The sequence below is a fragment of the Leisingera sp. ANG49 genome, from assembly GCF_059694505.1.
In genome coordinates this window covers 1106256-1124993 of the sequence record NZ_JCATZN010000001.1, presented here as the reverse complement: position 1 = coordinate 1124993, position 18738 = coordinate 1106256, and the positions used below count along the sequence as shown (strand labels likewise).

Below are 18738 nucleotides of genomic sequence, written 5' to 3'. Positions count from 1 at the left end.
CTCAATCAGGTGGGAATGGCCGCTCTGGAGAAGCTGCGCCGCGGCGTCGGCCCCATTGATCGACGGCAGCTATGGGCCGTCCTCGCCTTGATCAAGGATATCAGTTGGCCGAATGCTGCGTTGGCTCCGGTGTCGGGAGAGAGCCCAAAGCAGCCATTGCTCTGGTCGGTTGACTTCGCTGGTGCAGCGTGCCGTTCAAAACCTCAAAGCTGCCGTTATTCCTGGGCGCGACCCACCATCGTTTTTCGTATCTTCAGCTTAGTTCACCGATTGCTTGTGGCAGCGGACTCTGACTACACTCCAACGGTGGGAGGTGCTACATGACTTTTGATCAAGCGATGTTCGATATTTACCGGCGTGCGAAGGACGAAGCGGGGTACACCGCTACAATCTTCCTTGCGATGATCTCTGATCGCGGCGGATTGCCGACCGCCAAAGCGCTTATCAACTCGCCTAAGCCTAGCGATGGCTACACTGCACTTTACGAACTCGGGCGTCTCGATTTGACTGTTGAGGCAATGGTGCTCGAAACGCCCGAGTGGTACGAACTCTTCACAGACGATGAGCTGAAGCGCGCGGGCCTCCGATTGCACCAATACGGCTACCAAGTGCGCCCACTTAAGTCTTGAGCCGTGCTACACGCCTGGGTTCAGCCCAAATCGGACTTGAAAGTTTGACACTTCGGACGGCGTGTTGGATTTCGCGGCAGTTAGAAAGAGGCGCTACCGAATTTTCGAAAGCAGACGTCCAGACTAAAATGAACCTGAGTTCCCTTCCTCCTCCAAACCGACATAAACGTCAGGAACAACTGGCACTTACGGGGTCACTGCCTTATCGCTTTCCGAAGTTCCATAGCTAATGAGATTGCAAAATGATCGAGAAAATCACTGACAATAGCGATGAAAACACTTTTCACCAGCTTACCAGTCAGAGCGCCACTTTGGTCATGCCGCTGTTTCAACGCCGGTATGTCTGGTCAAAAAGAGAACTTAATCGGATGTTCGATGAAATTCGTTCTGTAGTCGAACAAGAAACAGCCAGTCGGTTTCTTGGCGCCGTGATTGCAGTTCGAAGACTCACCAACCCCTCTCAACCTGACCCTTATGAAATTGTCGACGGCCAGCAGCGGCTTACGACGCTGTATCTCATACTGCTTGCAGCTGCTCAGTTAGCAGCCAAAGAAGGCCGAATCGAATACGCAAAAGGACTGATCGGAACAAACCTGTACGTGGATTGGGCACAGGAGGGGCACTACAACACAAAGCTAGCTCCCTCAATTGAGGATCGCCCTCAATTCAGAGCCATTTTTGAAGAAGTAATAAAAACCGGTGATCTTGAGACAGCGTTGTCTCACCGGATCAAGCTGCCCCTTGGTGGTCAGGAAGCTGCCGGCCCGCTGACACGGCAATTCAAGAATATTAAGTCTCTACTCTCAAAAACACTTAGAGACAGCGGCTTTGAGTATGTCGAAAAGCTGGTTGATGCAGCTAGAAACGGATTGACTTTCGTTTTCATTCTGTTGAAAGACCCTGGCTCTGCAACCACGGTATTTGAGGGTCTAAATGACCCGGGTAAACCCATCTCTGTCGGCGACCTCGTGAAGAACGAAGTCTTTGCAAGAAAGGGCTACGACGCAGAAGATGCGCAGCATTTACACGATACCAAATGGAAGCCATTCTTCGGAAAGTTTGGGGAAAAATTCAACGACTATTTCTTTCCGTACGCTGTTGTTTTGAAATCCAACTCTAGTAAAACGGACATGTTCAAAAATCTGCGCGAAGCTTGGAAGGGCCTCGATTCCGCGCAAGTAATTGAGCAATTAGATGTATACTCCGGACCTTTCTTGGCTCTAAACGGAAACGAGACTGAACTTTCAAATTATCCAAAAAAGCTTAGGCAAGCGATAGAGAACCTATACCGAGCCAAGAACCCTTCTTCGGCATTGCCTTTTCAAATGCGACTGTTGAATCATTTCTCTGAGAGTTCAATTTCATTAGATGAAACAGTTAGAATCTTTGAATTGTTGGAAGCCTTCTTCGTTAGAAGAGCTCTTTGCGGTGTTGAGCCTACGGGACTACTTGGGATGTTCCGAACGATGTGGTCGAACATGGGTGGCCACCCAACTGCGGCGAAGGTTGCAGAAGTCATTTTGAACCGTCAGACAATCGAATGGCCGAGTGACACAAGGCTGGAAGAGCAAATCCGCCAACGCCCAATGTACTCGTCGTCAATCGCCAGGTTTGCGATTTTCGAATACGATCGCTCGTTTGGGGCCGACCAAGGAAGCTTTGATGACTTCACAATAGAGCACGTCCTTCCACAAGGCCTGACACCGGATTGGGAAACTAAGTTCCCGAAAAGCGTACATGGAAAGGTCAAAGATCTTTGGGCCAACCTGATCCCGCTGACGGTGCAAATGAATGGCAGCGTTCTGCAAGAGGTTTACGAAAAGAAGCGGCCCATATTTCAGCAAGACTCAATGTTCGCTAGCTCCAGAGACTTTGCGGCAAGATATGAAGATTGGACCGCAGAAGCTTTGGAAGAAAGAAGCAAAAAGCTTTTTCTTTGGGCTTCTAAAAGATGGCCGAAGCCCTGATGTGTACCGGAGTGGTGGCTAGTACTCGTACAGCACTAGCACCACCCACCAAAAAAATTACGGGATTGAACCAACTTTGTTCGACAACCAATGTCGGCAAAACAGGCTACGAGTGCAGCATCTGGAGAGGATTGTGAATGTGCCCTTCGGTGATGGGTTTGCGATGCGGCTTGGGTGCGAGGTTGCGGCTTGGCGACTAGGGCCGTTCGTCAATCTTTGCAAATTCCGCTTTATTAACAAAGCCCCCATGCCCGGGAGTGGAGGCTGCGGGTGCAGCGAAAGTCCGGTTGGTCCGCCAGACTGTGAGTTCGATCATCTCCAGATTTTGCTCGCGCGGCGAATGACTGGAAAGCGGGCTGCCACCGCAGCATTCGAAAACCGTGCTCAAGGTCGGCTCTGGGCCGAGGCTGCTGTTCGCACCAAGCATATGGACTCCCCCCCCCCTCGATTTTAGCGGTTCACTACACCGTTTCAAGAAACCATATACAGTGCATGGACAAGGACCTTGAGCATTTCGAGAAGATCGCGCGCGCCACTATTGCTTCCCTACCGGGGACATTCCGGCCTGCTGCAGAAAACGTCATTCTGCGCATTGCCGAGTGGCCTGCGTCGACCATGCTGGACGATCTTGGTTTTGCGGATCCGCACGAGCTGACGGGGCTCTACGAGGGAATTCCCATGACCGAGAAGTCCATTCTCGACATGGGGCCGCCTCCGGATGTTGTCTGGCTCTTCCGTCAGCCGATCCTGGCGGAATGGCGTGATCGCGGCAATGTCGAGCTGAACGAGTTGATCGCGCATGTTGTCATTCACGAATTCGCCCATCACTTCGGATGGACTGATGAAGAAATCGCAGCCATCGACCAATGGTGGGTCTGATAAGTTGTTCACTGCCCAGGGGAAGTTGGGGGTGAGCCCATAGCTGCCGTCGCCGCCTGGCTTGGACGCTGCAGGCGCATTTAACTGCTCGCAGCCATGCAAAGGAAGAAGTGCTTTATGATCGCTATGTAAATCGCTATGTAATATATGCAGACCGGGCCTACCTGATAACGGTGTAAGCGCTGCCCCCGCCTCACGCGGAATCATCTTGACGGTGAGAAGTTCCAGGGGAGGAACTCGTCGAGTTGGCTGGCAGGGTGACCTGCAGCGATGGCTTCGAGGGTGGCCTTGAGGTAGACGAAGGGCTCGACGCCATTGATCTTCGCCGTAGCAATGGGCGAAGCGATGCAACCCGGGCGCGGCCGCCTTCATCATGGCCGGCTAATAGCGCGTTCTTTCTTGTCAGGACGATAGGGCGGATCAGGTTCTCGACAGCATTGGAGTCGATCTCGACGCGGCCGTCGCGGAGGAAAGTCTGCGGTCCGTCCCACTGCCGGGACAGCGCTTACATAACGGTGGCGCTACCTATTAACTCGATGCAAACTCCAAGCTAACCATAGAAGCGGTTGCTACAGCCCCAGTTTTGATCGGGTTTCCATAACATTGGAATGGAACTTGTAACCTTTTTTCATCCCGGAATATTCTTTAATTCCAGAGTGTTTGCCAGCCAGCGGCCACCATTCCGTGTCATTCGGCCAGCTACGCCAAACTGTTCCCCAGCGGTCGACAACATGAGAAATACACGTTTGGTCGCCAAGGCTTTTTCCTGCCCGACTGCCGTTGGGCCAGTACCAGGACAGCTGATGGCACATACGGCCTTGGGCGTCGACTTCCCATTGCCCGGCGCCGAGGCTGTCACTGTTGTCGCCGCACCAAGCGCGGGCTTGCTGGTTGGGCGAGTAGTAGATACCGCCATTGCACCCTTCGGCCCAGATATCAGTTTTCCCGGCATAGATACTCGCTACAAGTTGTGGGGGCGCAGGCTTTGCGCTGCGGGGCTTTGGGTCCGCAAGAACAAGAGATGGAACGGTGCCCAAAAGTACGGCGGCCATCAGTTTTACAGCAGTCTTCATGTGAACCCCACTAAGCGCACGAGCCCAATCTTGGCTATTCATTCGGGCGAAACTTCCTTGGGATTAAGGTGATAGAGCGCTTCCAGAGAGAAACAACAACCTTTTTGTAGAATCTGAAGAAAACCTCGCGCGACCAGCTGGATTTCTCATGTTATTCTTGCAATTGGCCGCCATTGTTTCCGTATTGTCAGCAAATCTTGACGGTGCGACGCCGGCCTCCTGTAAGAACTGATGTTACCGGTCTCCAAGTTTTTACGACCGATTTCCGCGCAAACGTCTGTTATGCTTCTGGTGTCAACAGTGCCTCACAAATCTATGGAATTGTCGCTTGAATTTAGTGTTCAAAGCGGAATTTCGGCTAAAATTTGAGGAAATTTTGACAAGCCCTGCCTCAATAGGGACATTGTAGGCCATGTAGCCTGATCTGCTTGTCATGCGTGGAACTCTGTGGGGACGGGCACCGCGCAATCTAGACAGCAGTGTTGGCCTGCAAAGGGGTCGGGGGACCGTGGCTGACAGTAGTGTTGATTTTTGCTTTGCGGGTTTGTGCCTGGCAGCTTTCGAAGAGCAGTACGGCTGCGTTCGGAGGGTGGTCGTTTGACGCGGTTTTCCTTTCACCAGGACAGGCTTGAAACCGTTTCATCATCCGGCAGGGTATTTGCCGATCCCAAAAGGATCCGCGCTCGCCGGGTAAGGGCTGTTCTTGTTGCCTTGGTCACGGCTGTCATTTGCTGGGCTGTGCTGTTTCTTGACGGCTCTTTCTCTTTGCAGTCTGCACTGCGGGAGCTGAATCCATTCTACGATGAAAAGCATGGTCATGCTTCTTTTAATGTGGACGGTTCCAGTTATCATAACCAAGTTCATTTGGCTTCGGCTTTATCGGTGCCGAAATCAGAAATCCTCTGTGAAGATGGGCGCAGGCAGCCCCTGTTTTCGGCTATGGCGAACACTGCAGTCCCCAAGGTTTTTGGCCATGTGCCTGTGTCATCTGAAGAAGCATTCTTGTCGCTGGATGATAGTTGCGGCCAGATTGGCGTGATCGTGCCTGAATGGATCAGCATCGTCGAGAAAGGAGGCCGCCCTGCAGTCTCCGTTATCAGCAAGGATACCCGGATTGCTGTTGAAGAGTACATTGCCAGGACGGCTTTGCGTCCGCAGCTTCTGCCGGTCATTTTGCTCGGTGAGGCAAGGCAGAAAGAGGTCTTTCTCGATAGCCTCGCAGATACAGAGCGAGTGGCGGCGCTGACCGAAGATATGGCCGCCGCAGTGACGGCATTGAATGCCCAAGGTGCATGCCTGGACTTCACCGGATTGAAGCCAGACACATTCCGTAGCCTCAAGCCGCTGATGTCGAGCTTTTCAAAAGCGTTCCGTTCCCGAGGGCTGAAAGCCTGTACTATCCTTGCGGGCCAGCAGCCCCACTGGAAGGAAGAGGATCTGAGTGATCTGTTTGACCAGATTATCCTGAAGCTCTTTCAGCAGCCTTGGGTGGAGTCCGTGCCAGGCCCGCTTGCACCTTTCAACTGGACAGCAGACTTGTCCGCTGAGGCAGTCCAGGCTGTCGGAGCAGACAAGCTGGTTGTCGCGCTTGGCAATTTCTCCGTTGAGTGGACCTCCGGTGTATCAAAGCCTGAGGTCCTTTCTTACTCGGAAGCCATGCAGAGAATAGGCTCCTCCGGAGGAAAATTGAGTTTCAGCGCCAAAGCTCACAATAGCTTTAGCCGCTACCGTGACGCCCAAGGGCGTCAGCGCAAGATTTGGATGCTGGATGCCGCGTCAGCTCACAACCAACTTGTCCGCCTAAAGGAACTTGGCATTGTCAACGTTGCCGTGTGGTCTCTTGGGCAAGAGGATCCCGGGATCTGGAATGTCCTGCAGCATCAAGATGCTTCCAAAGAAGTTCTAGGGGCAGAACTTCGTGTCGTAGAGCTCAACAACTTTGTAGATTACAAGGGGCAGGGCGCGTTTATCCGCATAGACCAGCGCGCATCTGCAGGAGCCCGTCAACTTTTTTTCGAGGCGGGGACGGGCTTGGTCAGCAACCAGACCTATAGCCTTTTGCCCAAACCATACTCGATAGAGCTGTACGGCAAATCGGAAAGGCGCAAGGTTGTTCTGACCTTTGATGACGGTCCGCATGAGAAATACACCAAGGAAATCCTGGATATTCTGCAGGAAGAGAATGTTCCGGGGTCTTTCTTTGTTGTCGGCACCAGTGTCATGAACTCTCCAGACCTGGTTGGCCGGATGGTTGACGAAGGGCACGAGGTTGGTGCGCACAGCTTCTCTCACCCCAGAATGGACCAGATATCCAATACACGTGTTGATCTGGAATTTTCACTTTTAGACAAAATCCTGGCTGGGTCCGCCGGCCGGAAGACTATGCTTTACCGCGAACCCTTCCAGCGCAGCGGCGGCCCGATCAGTGCAGAGCGGGTGGCCTCGCTGGAGGCGGCAGAAGCCCGGGGGTTCGCCATTGCCGGTATGGAAATTGTTCCCAAGGACTGGGAAGGTTGGGACAGTGGGAAAATCGCAAGTTATGTAATTGATCAGGTGGAAGAGGGGAACGGCAATGTCATTCTCTTGCATGACGGCGGCCAGAACCGAGCAGCCACGGTAGACGCAGTCCGACCGATTATCCGTTCGCTGCGGGCAAAAGGTTATGAGTTCACGACACTCGCGGACCTTCTTGGCACAAGCCGGGCTGCGTTGATGCCGGTTGCCGAGGGTGGATCTCCGGTCTTTGACAGGGTTTCCTTTTCCATTGTCTGGATAGCGCAACAAGCTGTCGTCGTTGTTTTTTGGACCGTGCTCGCAATTGGTTTAGTCCGGTCAGTCGGCATTCTGATCCTGGCGCTTCTGAACCGCCGTGAAAGATTTACCCCCCTGCAAAGGCAGCCGAAGGTTGCGGTGATTATCCCTGCCCACAACGAGGCGAAAGTGATCTCCCAGAGCATCGAAAGCGTGCGCGCCAGCGGCTACAAGAACATAGAAGTCGTCGTGGTGGACGACGGCTCCACTGATGACACATTGATTGAGGTTCTCAAGTTTGGCCACAAGAGCGAAGTCCGACTCATCTCACAGCCAAACCAAGGGAAGTGGAGTGCGCTTAACAGGGCCATCTTGAGCACCGATGCCGAGTTTGTCGTTTGCATTGATGCGGATACGCAAATTTGTAGAAACGCAATTACACACCTTGTCAGGCACTTTGCGGACCCGAAGACCGGAGCGGTGGCAGGTAAAATCATCGCAGGCAACCGCGTAAACCTGCTGACCCGGCTTCAGGCCTTTGAGTATGCAACGTCCCAGAACGCCGAAAGGAAAGCTTTTGATTTGATCAACGGCATTTTGGTGGTTCCGGGAGCCATCGGGGCGTGGCGGGTTGAGGCATTGAAGAAAGCGGGGTTGTTCAGCGAGGAAACTCTGACCGAGGATACTGACCTGACGATCCAGGTGAACCGGGCAGGGTATAATATAGTCTTTGAGCCAAAGGCTAAGGCGTACACCGAAGTGCCGGAAAAGGTGGGACAGCTTTTGAAACAGAGGCTCCGCTGGTCCTTTGGAATGTTCCAAAGCGCCTGGAAGCATAAACGGGCGATCATTGAGAGGCGTTCGGTTGGCCTGGTATCAATTTCCGACATGTTTGTGTTTGGCTATGTTTTCCCGCTGTTGGCCCCTATCGCAGATCTGTTTGTGATATTGATGCTGTACAAGCTGATAGCCGGCGGCTGGGCCGGCGAAGTTGGAAGTTCCCAGCACTCGCAGTCGGCCCAGTACCTGTGGGCCTACCTGGCACTCCCAGCATTGGAGCTATTGATAGCTGCTGTTGCAATTACGTCCGATGAAGATGAAAGCAAATGGTCCTTGCTGCTGTTCCCGCTTCAGCGCCTCGTCTACCGCCCGCTCATGTATTTTTCGGTGATGCGCTCGGTCTTGCGTGCCGTAACTGGACGTTTAGCCAGCTGGGGAAGCGTAAAGCGTCAGGGTCGAGACTACGGTTTGGTGGTCGGCAACACATGAGACGCAGAGTATTTCTGAAATCGGCCGCGGCTGGGTTGGCTCTGTTCCCACGGATTGGATCAGCTTCCGGGTTGCGGAAGCTGCCTGTGCAAACTTTTCCCGTAGTGACAGATATCAATGAAGACGTTTCAATCCCGCATCTCATCGCGGTGATTGATGCCTTTGTTGACCGGAATATTCCGCTGTCCTGCGTTGTGAACCCCTTTGATAAACACGGCCGCGCGCATACTGCAAAAAGCAAGCTGGCGCAGGTTCTGAACGGATATCTGATTGGCAACAGCGGTTTGGATGTTGTGCCTTACGTTCCGGATTTGCAGTCGCTGTCCGAGTATTTTCAAGCCCGGGCCGCTCATGATGCAGTCTCTGCCATGCAAGGAATGCTGCGCTCGGGTAAGGCCGCTCGAAAATCTACCAGTGTTTTGCAGGCAATCGCGTGTGCGGATCTGGAAAAACCGGCTGCTCCGCGCGGGGTGCGTTCCGCAGGCATTCTCAATCTCCTGTCGGTTCCAGCACAGTCAGCACCGGTCCGGTCCGAAACCTGGGACAATGGTGTGGTGAGGCTGTATGGCGGCACCCTGCTATCCTTGAATGACCTTGAAGGGAAAGTGCAAGCCGCCGGACCTTCTGCCAGCCAGAACATTGTCTACTTCTCGGCCAAAGATTTCTCTGCAATAGGCTTGAAACAGCTGAAGGCAGCCGCGGTTCGGTTTGCCAGCGGGCTGTCGCAACAGGAGCTGGATGGAGATTTGTCCCTGTTGCCGGTAACGGACATTCAACTGCGCGACACCTACGGGTTCAAGCGGATGGCGTGCCTGCATATACTGCACCCGCAGGAGTATGATCGAAATCAATTATCCGGGTATTCAGCATTTACAAAGTTTCTCCAGACAGCCGGAATCCCCCATTCTAGCGGAGGCCAGTTTTCAAGTAAGGTCGGCAGCGGCTTTTGGGTTCCAACCGAAATTCCGCGAGGGAACGCTGGTGCCAGTTCCGGACCATCCAGCATGTACCCTGTAGAAATTGAAAACCTGAGTGAGGCCAAAGTCCGCACGGTCAGGCCGTTGGGGCCTGGTATCGGAGTTACCTTTTTAACAGAAACGGGCGGAACCCAAGGGTTAGAGGGCGCGGGTTTCCTGCAGTTCCCGCTACGGGTCGTCAGCAACAGCGGCGCAGCGGAAGCATTTCGGTCTGCAACGGCGGGAACCGCGGATGTAGTGGTCTTAATACAGCCAGAGGCGATTGCATTTCCGCCGGAACGCAAGGCATTGGAAAGCCTTTTGAAGGACATGCTCAGGGACCAGGGGACGAAGTTTCTCCTTCTTGAGGAGTTCGTCCGAGCCGTTGCCCCGGCTGGACCATTGCCGGCCCGCCTGAGGAAGACGACTGCCGCCATGCCGGAGTTGATAAAGACACGCCAGAACCTCTCGAACGCTGGGCGGCAAGAGCTTTTGGAAGATGCCCGTGTGGCTTGGCAGTATTTCGAAAAATTCACTGACCCAAGGACCGGGTTGTGCCCAGCGACAGTGGACTTTACGCCGGGAGGGAGGCACCACGAGGCCGTCACTATGTGGGACGTAGGGAGCCACATCAATGGCTTAGTGGCCGCTTTGCAGATTGGCTTGATCAGCCAAGCGAACTTTGACACCGCTATCCGAAAGATTCTGCCCAATATCACGGGCAGGACGTCCAAGGGCCGTCACTTGCCGCAGGGATGGATACGGACCGACCGCCGCAAATGGGGCAACAGGGACTTCGACGGATCCGACGCAGGCCGACTACTTGCTGCCTTGGACAACCTGCGCCGATACAGCAAATTTGGTGAACAACTGGCTGAGCTTGTCTCCTCCTGGGACCTTGAGAAAGTGATCATTGAGGGCGAAATTCACTCGGTCACGAATGGAGAATTAGAGACTTCATATGTGTCACATAGCGCCCACTACTCGGCATTGGCGTTCCGACGGTGGGGGGTGCCTGCAAAGTCCCCATATGAGGTCTTTGCAAACCGGTCGGCAGCCGATGGGCAAATGGCACTGCTCGAAGCTGCGGCGAGAATCGGGCCGTTCGGCGCAGAACCCCTATTGCTTGAGGCTATGGAAATGGGGATGTCGAAGGAAAGCGCCTATCTGGCTGATGTTCTCTTTGCCGCTCAACTGGAGGACTTCCGCGAAACCGGCCGGCTCATCTGCGTCTCGGAAGGGCCAATCGACAAGTCTCCCTGGTTCCTCTATCAGGGACTGCAACTAGACGCACAGGAGCGCACGTGGGCCTTCGATACGGTTGGGCAGGAGCCTGAGTACAGAACGCCGGAGTTTCGCGAGGAAAACCTGGTTCTCAGCAGTAAGGCTGCCTTTCTATGGTCGGCCTACCAACCGCATGAATACTCTGAGAAACTTTTTGGGTTTACCAGAAGCGTAGCAAAAACAAGAAACGGGTTTGCTTCGAGCATCTACCTGAAGACCGGTCGGCCAACCGAGGCCTACACAGACTTGAATACCAATGGCGTTATTCTTCAGGCTATTGCCCATCGTCTTGCCAGCTCAGACTGACAGGTTAGAGTCGGCAAGACATGGATTTACAGAAAAACTTAACTGCAGCTTCGTGTTAAAAGGTTGCACACCCGCTGGCTGCAATTTCCCCTGGTGAAACCGGGTAGCCAGGGCCAGGGTTCAGAATAACAGGCTGAATTCCGGTGATACGGTTCATACAGCGGTTGACCCAGCTTTCGTCAATCCCTTGGCCGCCAACGTAGATATCCAGCCAGTTATGCCCCTGGTAGCCGCTGTGGCATGGGCCCGCTTGCGGTTTCGGTCCATCGCCGCACAGATCCTCGACTATTGCGTACCTTTGCAGATTTTTGACGTAGAACTTTGTTCCTGCAGGGTAGTCCATGTAGCTGCGGCCGTTTCGTTTCACATGCCCGACTGCAAGAGTGACCGGGTCCTCGTAGGTTCCTGTTCCACCAGCCTGCCGGTGGATTACTGGCCGGGCAATCTGTGCCGAGCCGCGGGGAGTGTTGTCCCAGTAGCTGTAGCCAGTTAAGAATATGTTCATGATTTGTTCTTTGTGAGGTGCAGAACTTCCGCCAATCTTCCCAGGCACACCTTCGTCAACTAGGAGACGGGTGCTGTGCATACCTTTGAGCCGGTCACTTGCCTTTTCACTCACACTGCAAGCAGCTGTTGAAAGCAACGTTCCGGTTAAGAACACAAATTTGGAAATTTTGTAAGTCATACCGCCATCCTGTTTAACTGAGAACTCAGGAAGCCGCAGAGCACTTTGATATCGCGGCTGCCAGCAGTCGCAATATGCATGACGGAGGATAATAACGTGTTAAAATAAAGGGGAGAATTTTAGCTCTCTCAAGCCTTGAAGGTCAGGTTAGTTGCCGAGAGACATGTTTCATTTCTTGAAGAAGGCGCTGGAGGGTATCCGCCACGCCAGCCAAACCCGTGTGTTCGATGGCACTGGGATCACGGCATCAACCCCTCTACCAAGGCCAAGACAGCCGACGGTGCGGTGCTGCCCTCCACCAATATCTGCCGCTCATCTGACAGCGTTATATCCACGCGTTGCGCCGAGACTGGCTCAGTCAACGTTGGGGCGGAAACGCGCATATCGGAATGGGACAGTACCGGCACAGCGCCCGCAATCTCGACAGGCACAAACCCCACCTCAGCGGCATCCAGAACCTCGCCGGTCTCTTCTTCAGGCGCAAACCGAGGATCACGAAGCCATTTGTGGATCGGATTGGCATTCATAGAATACCGGCGTGCAACCTGCGCAACCGAAACACAGGGGGGCCGCGTCTGAACACAGATCGAACGCTTCTCGTCATCCGACCAAAACCGCTTCTTCTGACCCTTCTTGCCCGCCAAAGAGTGCCCCATGATGTCCACTATCGAGGTGGGCACTGTCAGCTCACTCCGTTCCGCGTCAGAGCAGGGAAACCGGACGGATACGCTGCAGGGTCTTTAAACAATTCGTGAAAGGCATCTGTTTCAAGTGACAACAGAATACTAACTCTATCAGCCCGTTGCCTTAGTCGAATGTAGCAGAAAAGGGAGTGCGGATGATCGAAAAGTAGCTATGACACTAGCAACTCGAACAGAGCCGCGGACCCTTGGGGGGGTCGTTGAAGTCAGATACTCTGGTAAACATCTCACTGGCCTCACGAAACTTCTGATTGCCAATAAAGTCAACAAATTTTGCAGATATTCGTTACGGCAACGGAGGTTACATTAGAAGCTAAGCCGCATTGGCAAAAGGGTTTCTAATCGGGTGCCGGGCATGTCTCAAGCTGGCATCTGCGATGGAGATCAACTTGGCACGAGATCTGATCCCGAAGCGCCCAGCGTCGGATCACACTCAAAAATGCCATGTCGATCACTCCAATAACCCCTGCCGAAAAAAGCAAGGGGCACGGTCACACATGGGTCAAATCTCAATTAGAACTTTCGCCTGTACCGGGTCAGATCTCAGCGGAAATCAACAGTTAAGGTTCCTGATCGAAATTCAGTAGGGCCCCGTTGGGCCAGGCAGGCGCGGCCTGCCTGGCCTCCGCGGAGGCGCGCATCGCGCGGCGTAAGGGCTCCTCCAAACCCAGCCGCGGGCGCCGCCCGGTGTTGCAGGTCAGCCGCTCTTCTGGCTGCGCAGGGCACGGAAGTCGCTGCGGGTCAGCTCGCCATTGCCGTCCGCGTCTACGCGGGTGAAGAACTGCTCGGCGACAAACCGGAATTCCGCCTTGGAGATGCTGCCGTTGCCGTCGGCGTCAGTCATGGTGAAGGGATCGGCATCGCCAGCGCGCTTGGCGCCGCTGCCGCGTTTGCGCTGGCTTTTCAGTGCCTTCAGCATCGCTGTGTGCTCACCCTTGTCCAGGCTGCCGTTGCCGTCGGTGTGCCAAGAGCGGCAAAGTAGATCAGCAGGCCAATGGATACTGCCGCGCTGCGCAAGGACAGCCGCGGCAGGTTCACCGCCCTCAGGGGCTGGCACAGCAGATGCGCGCCGAGCAGCAGCATGGGCACCGCAAAGAGCGTGCGGAACAGCTGAAACTGCCAGAGCCCTGCCTCCTGAGAAACCGCAAATACGAAGTTGTCGATGAAGCTGAGGATAGCGGAGGCCGCCATCGCCAGCCCTGCGGCTGCAAGGTTGCTGTTGGTCTGCATTGTCGTCGTCCTTGGCCGGGGGTCAGCCGCCCGTTTGATCCATGGCGCCCAGAACCTCATCAATCGACCGGATCGCACCGTGCTGGAGGTATTCCATCGCTTTCAGAGAAGCATTGTGAGCTTCGATGCTGGACCCGGCAACGCAGTCTTCGACCACACGGCAGAAGTAGTCGCCCTGGTGGCCGTCAACGAAAGTGTAGTGCACGCAGACGTCGGTCAGCCCGCCGGTCAGGATCAGGGTTTCGGCTTTCAGGCCGCGCAGCAGGATCTCCAGATCGGTGCCGTAGAACGCAGAGTAACGCCGCTTGGAGATACGGTAGTCGTCGGGGCGCATGCCCAGTTCCTCTTCGGCAAAATCCGTGAGCGGATTGCTGTCAAGACAGTGGATCTCCTCGTCCCCGTCCAGCTCGCGGCCGAAGTCGATCAGATTGGCGCGGTGGATCTCCTGGATGAAAACAACTGGGATGTCCTTTTCGCGGGCCTTGTCGATCACCACTTTGGTGCGCGCCATGCGTTCCGCATAGTCAGGCATATGAGCAATGGAACGCTCGTCGTCGGGGATCGGAGCAAAGGTTGATTTCTGGATATCAATGACGATCACTGCAGCACGGCCTTCGATTAGCTCGCGTTTTTTAGAATATGCATTGGTCATCGGTGTACCTTTCGACATTTGTTTTGGGATGTGCCAGCGCGGGAGGGTCCGGCACGAGAAGGGAAATTCAAGCGGTGGCTTTGGCCTGATCTGAGGGGGTGGTCTCACGCGGACGCAAGTGGCGCAGGTTGCGTTTCTCGGCCATGCGGAAGGCAATGGAGATCAGGAAGACGATGCCCATGTAGAAGACCATCGCGGTGATGAAGCCCTCGTAAGCCAGATAGTAGCGCCCGTTCAGCCATCGGCCCACACCCAGAAGATCCTGAAGGGTCACGGTGCTGGCGATGACCGATCCATGCAGGGTGAGATCACTTCGTTGGAATAGGCCGGCAGCGCTCGGCGGAAGGCGCTCGGCAGCACCACCAGCCGCATCCGTGTAAAGGGGGACATGCCACAAGCCTTGGAAGCTTCGATCTCGCCCTCGGGGGTGGTTTCAATCGCGCCTTTCAGAAACTCTGTCGTGTAGGCGGCGGTGTTCAGAGTGAAGGCTATCAGCACGCACCACCATGGGTCGCTCAGGACGGGACCCCAAAGGAAGGAGTTGCGCACTGCTTCAAACTGGCCAAGGCCGAAGTAGAAAAGATAGGCCTGTACCAGCAGCGGCGTGCCGCGGAAAGCGTAGGTATAGCCCCAGATCGCCTGGCTCCACCCCGGCTTGCGGTAGGCGCGAGCAATGGCCATGGGAATTGCCAGGAGGCTGCCCAGGAACAGCGCCAGGAATGTCAGTTGCAGGGTGAGCAGCGCGCCCTCGAAGAATTTACCGAGGTTGTCATAGATCAGCAGGAAATCCAGCGGCGAGAGGTTCTCGCTGATGTGGCGGAGGTACTCAAGGAAGGTGCGTTCGGTTTCCATATCGTCAGGCCCTTTTCACGCCAGCGCTGTAGCGGCGGTCGACCCAGCGCAGCAGCAGATCGGAGATGCCGGTGACCACCAGGTAGATGACCAGCACCGCAATCATGAATGTGAACAGCTTGTGTGTGGAACGGCCCGCAGCAAAAGCGTTCCAGACCAGATCGTGCAGCCCGATCACCGACACCAGCGCGGTGGATTTGATAAGCACCAGCCAGTTGTTGGTGAAGCTCGGCAGAGCATAGCGCACCATCTGCGGCCAGGTGACCAGCCGGAAGATCTGGCGCGGGCTCATGCCCACCGACATCGCCGCTTCGATCTGCCCGCGCGGGATAGCAAGGATCGCGCCGCGGAAGGTTTCGGCCATATAGGCGCCGAAGATGAACCCCAGTGTCAGTACGCCCGCAATGAACTGGTTGACGTCCACATAGCCCCAGAGGCCGGTGATGCGTCCGATATCGTTCAGCATCACCTGGCCGCCGTAGAAAATCAGCATCATCAGCACCAGGTCCGGCACGCTGCGCACGAAGGTGGTGTAGGTATTGCCGGCCCGGCGGATGCCGCGGGACTGGGACAGCTTGGCAAAGGCGCCTGCCAGCCCGCAGATCACCGATAGGATCAGCGACAGAATAGCAAGCGAGACGGTGACACCGGCGCCTTCCAGAAGGATCTGCCGGTATTCGTAAATCAGCTGCATGTGCCTCTGTCCCTTGCGGTGTCAGTTGGAGAATGAAAGGGCGGCGGGGACGCGGATCCCCGCCGCCAAGGCGCATCCGGCGGGATCAGTTCCCGTAGATGTCGACGGGGAAGTACTTGTCGTTGATGGTCTTGTAGGTGCCGTCTGCACGGATTTCCTTGATTGCCGCGCTCAGCTCTGCCGCCAGCGGATCATCCTTGCGCACGGCAATGCCCACACCCTCGCCGAGGCAGGCCGGATCATCCAGGTCCTCACCGTAGAAGGAAAAGCCTTCGCCATGCGGTGTGTTCAAAAACCCGTCCAGTGCGCCCAGCGTGTTGTTGAGCTGCAAGTCCAGACGCCCGGCGGTAAGGTCGGCAAAGACATCTTCCTGGGTGTTGTAGAGCTTGATATCGGCATCGGGGAAATGCTTCTCGACATAGCACTGCAGCGTGGTGCCGCGCAGCACACCGATCTTCACGCCCTTGGTGCCTTCGGCGGTGAGCTCGAAGGACGCACCGTCCTTGGCGATGAAACGCGACGGGGTGTGGTAATACTTCTCCGAGAAGCTGACCTTCTTCTTGCGGTCCTCGGTGATCGACATGGAGGCGACGATGGCGTCGTATTTGTTGGCGATCAGCGCCGGGATCATGCCGTCCCATTCCTGCTCAACCAGCACGCATTCGCGCTCCAGCTGTTCACACAGCGCATAGGCCATGTCGATGTCGAAGCCGGAGAGTGTCCCATCGGCCTCTTTCTTGGAGAACGGTGCGTAGGCGCCTTCGACGCCAACGCGCAGCGCCTCGGCCATGGCAGTGCTGCCCATCAGGGTCATGGCTGCCGCAGTAGCGGCAAGGATAGTTTTCTTGAAAGTCATGCGGATGGTTCCCTGTTGCTTGTTGTGAAACTGCATGTCCGGCGCAGTCATTGCCGGGTATTGGAGAGGAAGTCGCTGAACCGTTCCGAATTCGGGTTACTGAACATCTGAGAGGGGTGGCCCTGCTCCTCGATCAGGCCCTGGTGCAGGAAGATCACCTTGTTGGACACATCCCGGGCAAACCCCATCTCATGCGTCACCACGACCATGGTGCGCCCCTCTTCGGCCAGCGAGCGGATCACCTTCAGCACCTCTCCCACCAGCTCAGGGTCAAGGGCCGAGGTCGGCTCGTCGAAGAGCATCACCTCGGGCTCCATCGCCAGTGCGCGGGCAATTGCCGCGCGCTGCTGCTGGCCACCGGAAATATGCGAGGGGTAGCAGTCTCGCCGCTCGTACATGCCGACGCGCTGCAGCATGGCTTCGGCCTTTTCGATGGCTTCGGCACGGGGCTGTTTCAGGACGTGGATCGGGGCAGCGATGACATTTTCCAAGATGGTCATGTGCGACCACAGGTTGAAGGATTGGAACACCATGGCCAGGCGCGACCGGATGCGCTCTACCTGCTTGGCGTCCGTCGGCTTGAACACGCCGTGCCGGTCAGTGCCCATCCTGATGTCCTCGCCATGCACGGTAATCGTGCCGACATTGGGAGTTTCCAAAAGGTTGATGCAACGCAGGAAAGTGCTTTTGCCCGACCCGGACGAGCCCAGCATGGAAATCACGTCGCCCTCGCGCGCCTCCAGCGAGACGCCTTTCAGAACTTCCAGCGCACCGTAGGACTTGTGGAGGTCCGTCACCCGAAGCGATAGGCCGGTATCCGGTTTTGCTTGCTGATCGGCCATGCGGCCCTCCGTTTTCCTCTGTGTGCCTTGCGTTCCAAAACGGTAGCGGCGGGCGGCAAATTCGAAAAACGGGTAAAACTTGCTCTCAGCGTCGGTTTTTTCTACGGTGACCCATGCTTGGTTCGCTCCGCCACTTGAACGCTCTGCGTGCCTTTGAGGCCGCCGCCCGCCAAAGTAGTTTTGCCAGGGCGGCCGCGGAGCTGAACGTGAGCCACAGTGTAATCAGTCAGCATATCAAGACCTTGGAGCAGTGGCTGGGCACGGAGTTGTTCCGCCGCCTCGGCAACCGGGTGGAATTGAGCGAGGACGGTCGCGCCTTGCTGCCGCAGGTCTCCAACGGGTTTCAGGTGCTGAACGACGCCTGCGACGGGATACTGCGCATGACTCGGAGCGGCACGCTGGTGGTCAGTGCGGAACCGGCGTTGGCCTCACTCTGGCTGCGCAAGCGGATCACGGAATTCTGCGAGGAGTATCCCAAGATCGACATTGATCTGCGCCCGGCGTGGCAGCCCCCGCAACTGGGTGAAGGTCATGCCGACGTTGTGATCCATTTCGAGACGCGGCAAGCGGCTGGCGAGGGGCAACAGCAAAGGTTGTTTCCGATCATCGGCTTTCCAGCTTGCACTCCCGAACTGCACAACCGGCTGCTGGATGACGGGCCTTGTGACTGGAACAGCGTGCCGCTGGTCCACGACAATGGCAGGGAGATCTGGCACAAGTGGTTTTCCGCGCATGAGCCGTCATCCCTGTGCTGGCAGGAAGGGCGGGTCTACTCTGACTTGTCACTCGCTATCGAAGCGGCTGTAGACGGTGAGGGAGTGGTTCTCGCGGACGAGGTTCTATGCGCCAAGGCCTTGCAGTCCGGAGCGCTGGTAAAGCTCGATCCGCGGCAGATCGAATGCGTCTGGTATACGGTCGCTTCGCCAAACAGCACACGTGAGGGAACAGCAGCTGACAGCTTCGTGTCATGGCTCGGAAGCGGTGTTCCGGTGATCGAGACACAGAAAGACTAAACTTTTAGTCCCAAAGCCGCCATAGGCGGGCAGGTCAGCGAACTCGCGCTGTCCACCCTTCGCGACCGATAGATGCTCGCTTGGCGCCAAATTCTTGCA

Annotated in this window: 17 protein-coding genes and 1 pseudogene; 6 read left to right on the top strand and 12 right to left on the bottom strand. The window is 55.7% G+C overall.

Annotation, left to right across the window (positions count from 1 at the left end; all coding sequences use genetic code 11):
- The first annotated feature begins 320 nt into the window (after positions 1-320).
- From AC58NV_RS05590 to AC58NV_RS05580, 3 genes are all read left to right on the top strand, one after another.
- Positions 321-629, top strand: a complete 309-nt coding sequence (locus AC58NV_RS05590; RefSeq protein WP_497226228.1) for a hypothetical protein — start codon at positions 321-323, stop codon at positions 627-629.
- Positions 630-871: 242 nt separating this feature from the next.
- Positions 872-2596, top strand: coding sequence for a GmrSD restriction endonuclease domain-containing protein (locus AC58NV_RS05585; protein WP_497226227.1), 1725 nt, complete (start codon positions 872-874; stop codon positions 2594-2596).
- 492 nt (positions 2597-3088) lie between these two features.
- Positions 3089-3475, top strand: a complete 387-nt coding sequence (locus AC58NV_RS05580) for a metallopeptidase family protein (protein ID WP_497226226.1) — start codon at positions 3089-3091, stop codon at positions 3473-3475.
- A gap of 203 nt (positions 3476-3678) precedes the next feature.
- Here the strand turns inward: AC58NV_RS05580 and AC58NV_RS05575 are convergent.
- Positions 3679-3977, bottom strand: a pseudogene (locus AC58NV_RS05575) (transposase domain-containing protein); the annotation flags it as partial.
- A gap of 67 nt (positions 3978-4044) precedes the next feature.
- On the bottom strand, positions 4045-4548 hold the full coding sequence (locus AC58NV_RS05570) for a DUF995 domain-containing protein (RefSeq protein WP_497226225.1): 504 nt from the start codon (positions 4546-4548) through the stop codon (positions 4045-4047).
- A gap of 597 nt (positions 4549-5145) precedes the next feature.
- Here AC58NV_RS05570 and AC58NV_RS05565 point away from each other — a divergent pair.
- Positions 5146-8568, top strand: coding sequence for a trifunctional glycoside hydrolase family 18/polysaccharide deacetylase/glycosyltransferase family 2 protein (locus AC58NV_RS05565; protein ID WP_497226224.1), 3423 nt, complete (start codon positions 5146-5148; stop codon positions 8566-8568).
- A 104-nt stretch (positions 8569-8672) separates the two neighbouring features.
- Positions 8673-11114, top strand: a complete 2442-nt coding sequence (locus AC58NV_RS05560; RefSeq protein ID WP_497226223.1) for a DUF3131 domain-containing protein — start codon at positions 8673-8675, stop codon at positions 11112-11114.
- Positions 11115-11169: 55 nt separating this feature from the next.
- Here the strand turns inward: AC58NV_RS05560 and AC58NV_RS05555 are convergent, their stop codons facing one another.
- The 10 genes from AC58NV_RS05555 to AC58NV_RS05510 all read right to left on the bottom strand — a co-directional run bounded on the left by AC58NV_RS05555 (position 11170) and on the right by AC58NV_RS05510 (position 17626).
- Complete coding sequence (locus tag AC58NV_RS05555) at positions 11170-11799, bottom strand: hypothetical protein (RefSeq protein ID WP_497226222.1); 630 nt, start codon at positions 11797-11799, stop codon at positions 11170-11172.
- Positions 11800-12038: 239 nt separating this feature from the next.
- Positions 12039-12479: a transposase gene (locus AC58NV_RS05550; protein ID WP_497226221.1), complete on the bottom strand. Its 441-nt coding sequence runs from the start codon at positions 12477-12479 to the stop codon at positions 12039-12041.
- A gap of 718 nt (positions 12480-13197) precedes the next feature.
- Entirely contained in the window at positions 13198-13419 is a 222-nt protein-coding gene (locus tag AC58NV_RS05545) for an EF-hand domain-containing protein (RefSeq protein WP_497226220.1), read from the bottom strand.
- Positions 13413-13730 carry a hypothetical protein gene (locus tag AC58NV_RS05540; RefSeq protein ID WP_497226219.1) on the bottom strand — a complete coding sequence of 106 codons (318 nt, stop codon included), beginning with the start codon at positions 13728-13730 and terminating at the stop codon, positions 13413-13415. Before AC58NV_RS05540 ends, AC58NV_RS05545 begins: the two co-directional genes overlap by 7 nt.
- Before the next feature lie 22 nt (positions 13731-13752).
- Positions 13753-14382, bottom strand: coding sequence for a cysteine hydrolase family protein (locus AC58NV_RS05535; RefSeq protein ID WP_497226218.1), 630 nt, complete (start codon positions 14380-14382; stop codon positions 13753-13755).
- Positions 14383-14449: 67 nt separating this feature from the next.
- On the bottom strand, positions 14450-14632 hold the full coding sequence (locus AC58NV_RS05530) for a hypothetical protein (RefSeq protein WP_497226217.1): 183 nt from the start codon (positions 14630-14632) through the stop codon (positions 14450-14452).
- Between the two features lie 20 nt (positions 14633-14652).
- Positions 14653-15234 carry an ABC transporter permease gene (locus AC58NV_RS05525; RefSeq protein ID WP_497226216.1) on the bottom strand — a complete coding sequence of 194 codons (582 nt, stop codon included), beginning with the start codon at positions 15232-15234 and terminating at the stop codon, positions 14653-14655.
- 4 nt (positions 15235-15238) lie between these two features.
- Positions 15239-15928, bottom strand: a complete 690-nt coding sequence (locus AC58NV_RS05520) for an ABC transporter permease (protein WP_497226215.1) — start codon at positions 15926-15928, stop codon at positions 15239-15241.
- 85 nt (positions 15929-16013) lie between these two features.
- Positions 16014-16784 (bottom strand): transporter substrate-binding domain-containing protein, encoded by a 771-nt coding sequence (locus AC58NV_RS05515; protein ID WP_497226214.1) that lies wholly within the window; start codon positions 16782-16784, stop codon positions 16014-16016.
- Positions 16785-16831: 47 nt separating this feature from the next.
- Positions 16832-17626 (bottom strand): ABC transporter ATP-binding protein, encoded by a 795-nt coding sequence (locus AC58NV_RS05510; protein WP_497226213.1) that lies wholly within the window; start codon positions 17624-17626, stop codon positions 16832-16834.
- A gap of 113 nt (positions 17627-17739) precedes the next feature.
- Between AC58NV_RS05510 and AC58NV_RS05505 the strand changes: the two genes are divergently transcribed.
- Positions 17740-18639, top strand: a complete 900-nt coding sequence (locus AC58NV_RS05505) for a LysR family transcriptional regulator (RefSeq protein WP_497226212.1) — start codon at positions 17740-17742, stop codon at positions 18637-18639.
- Positions 18640-18738: the final 99 nt, after the last annotated feature.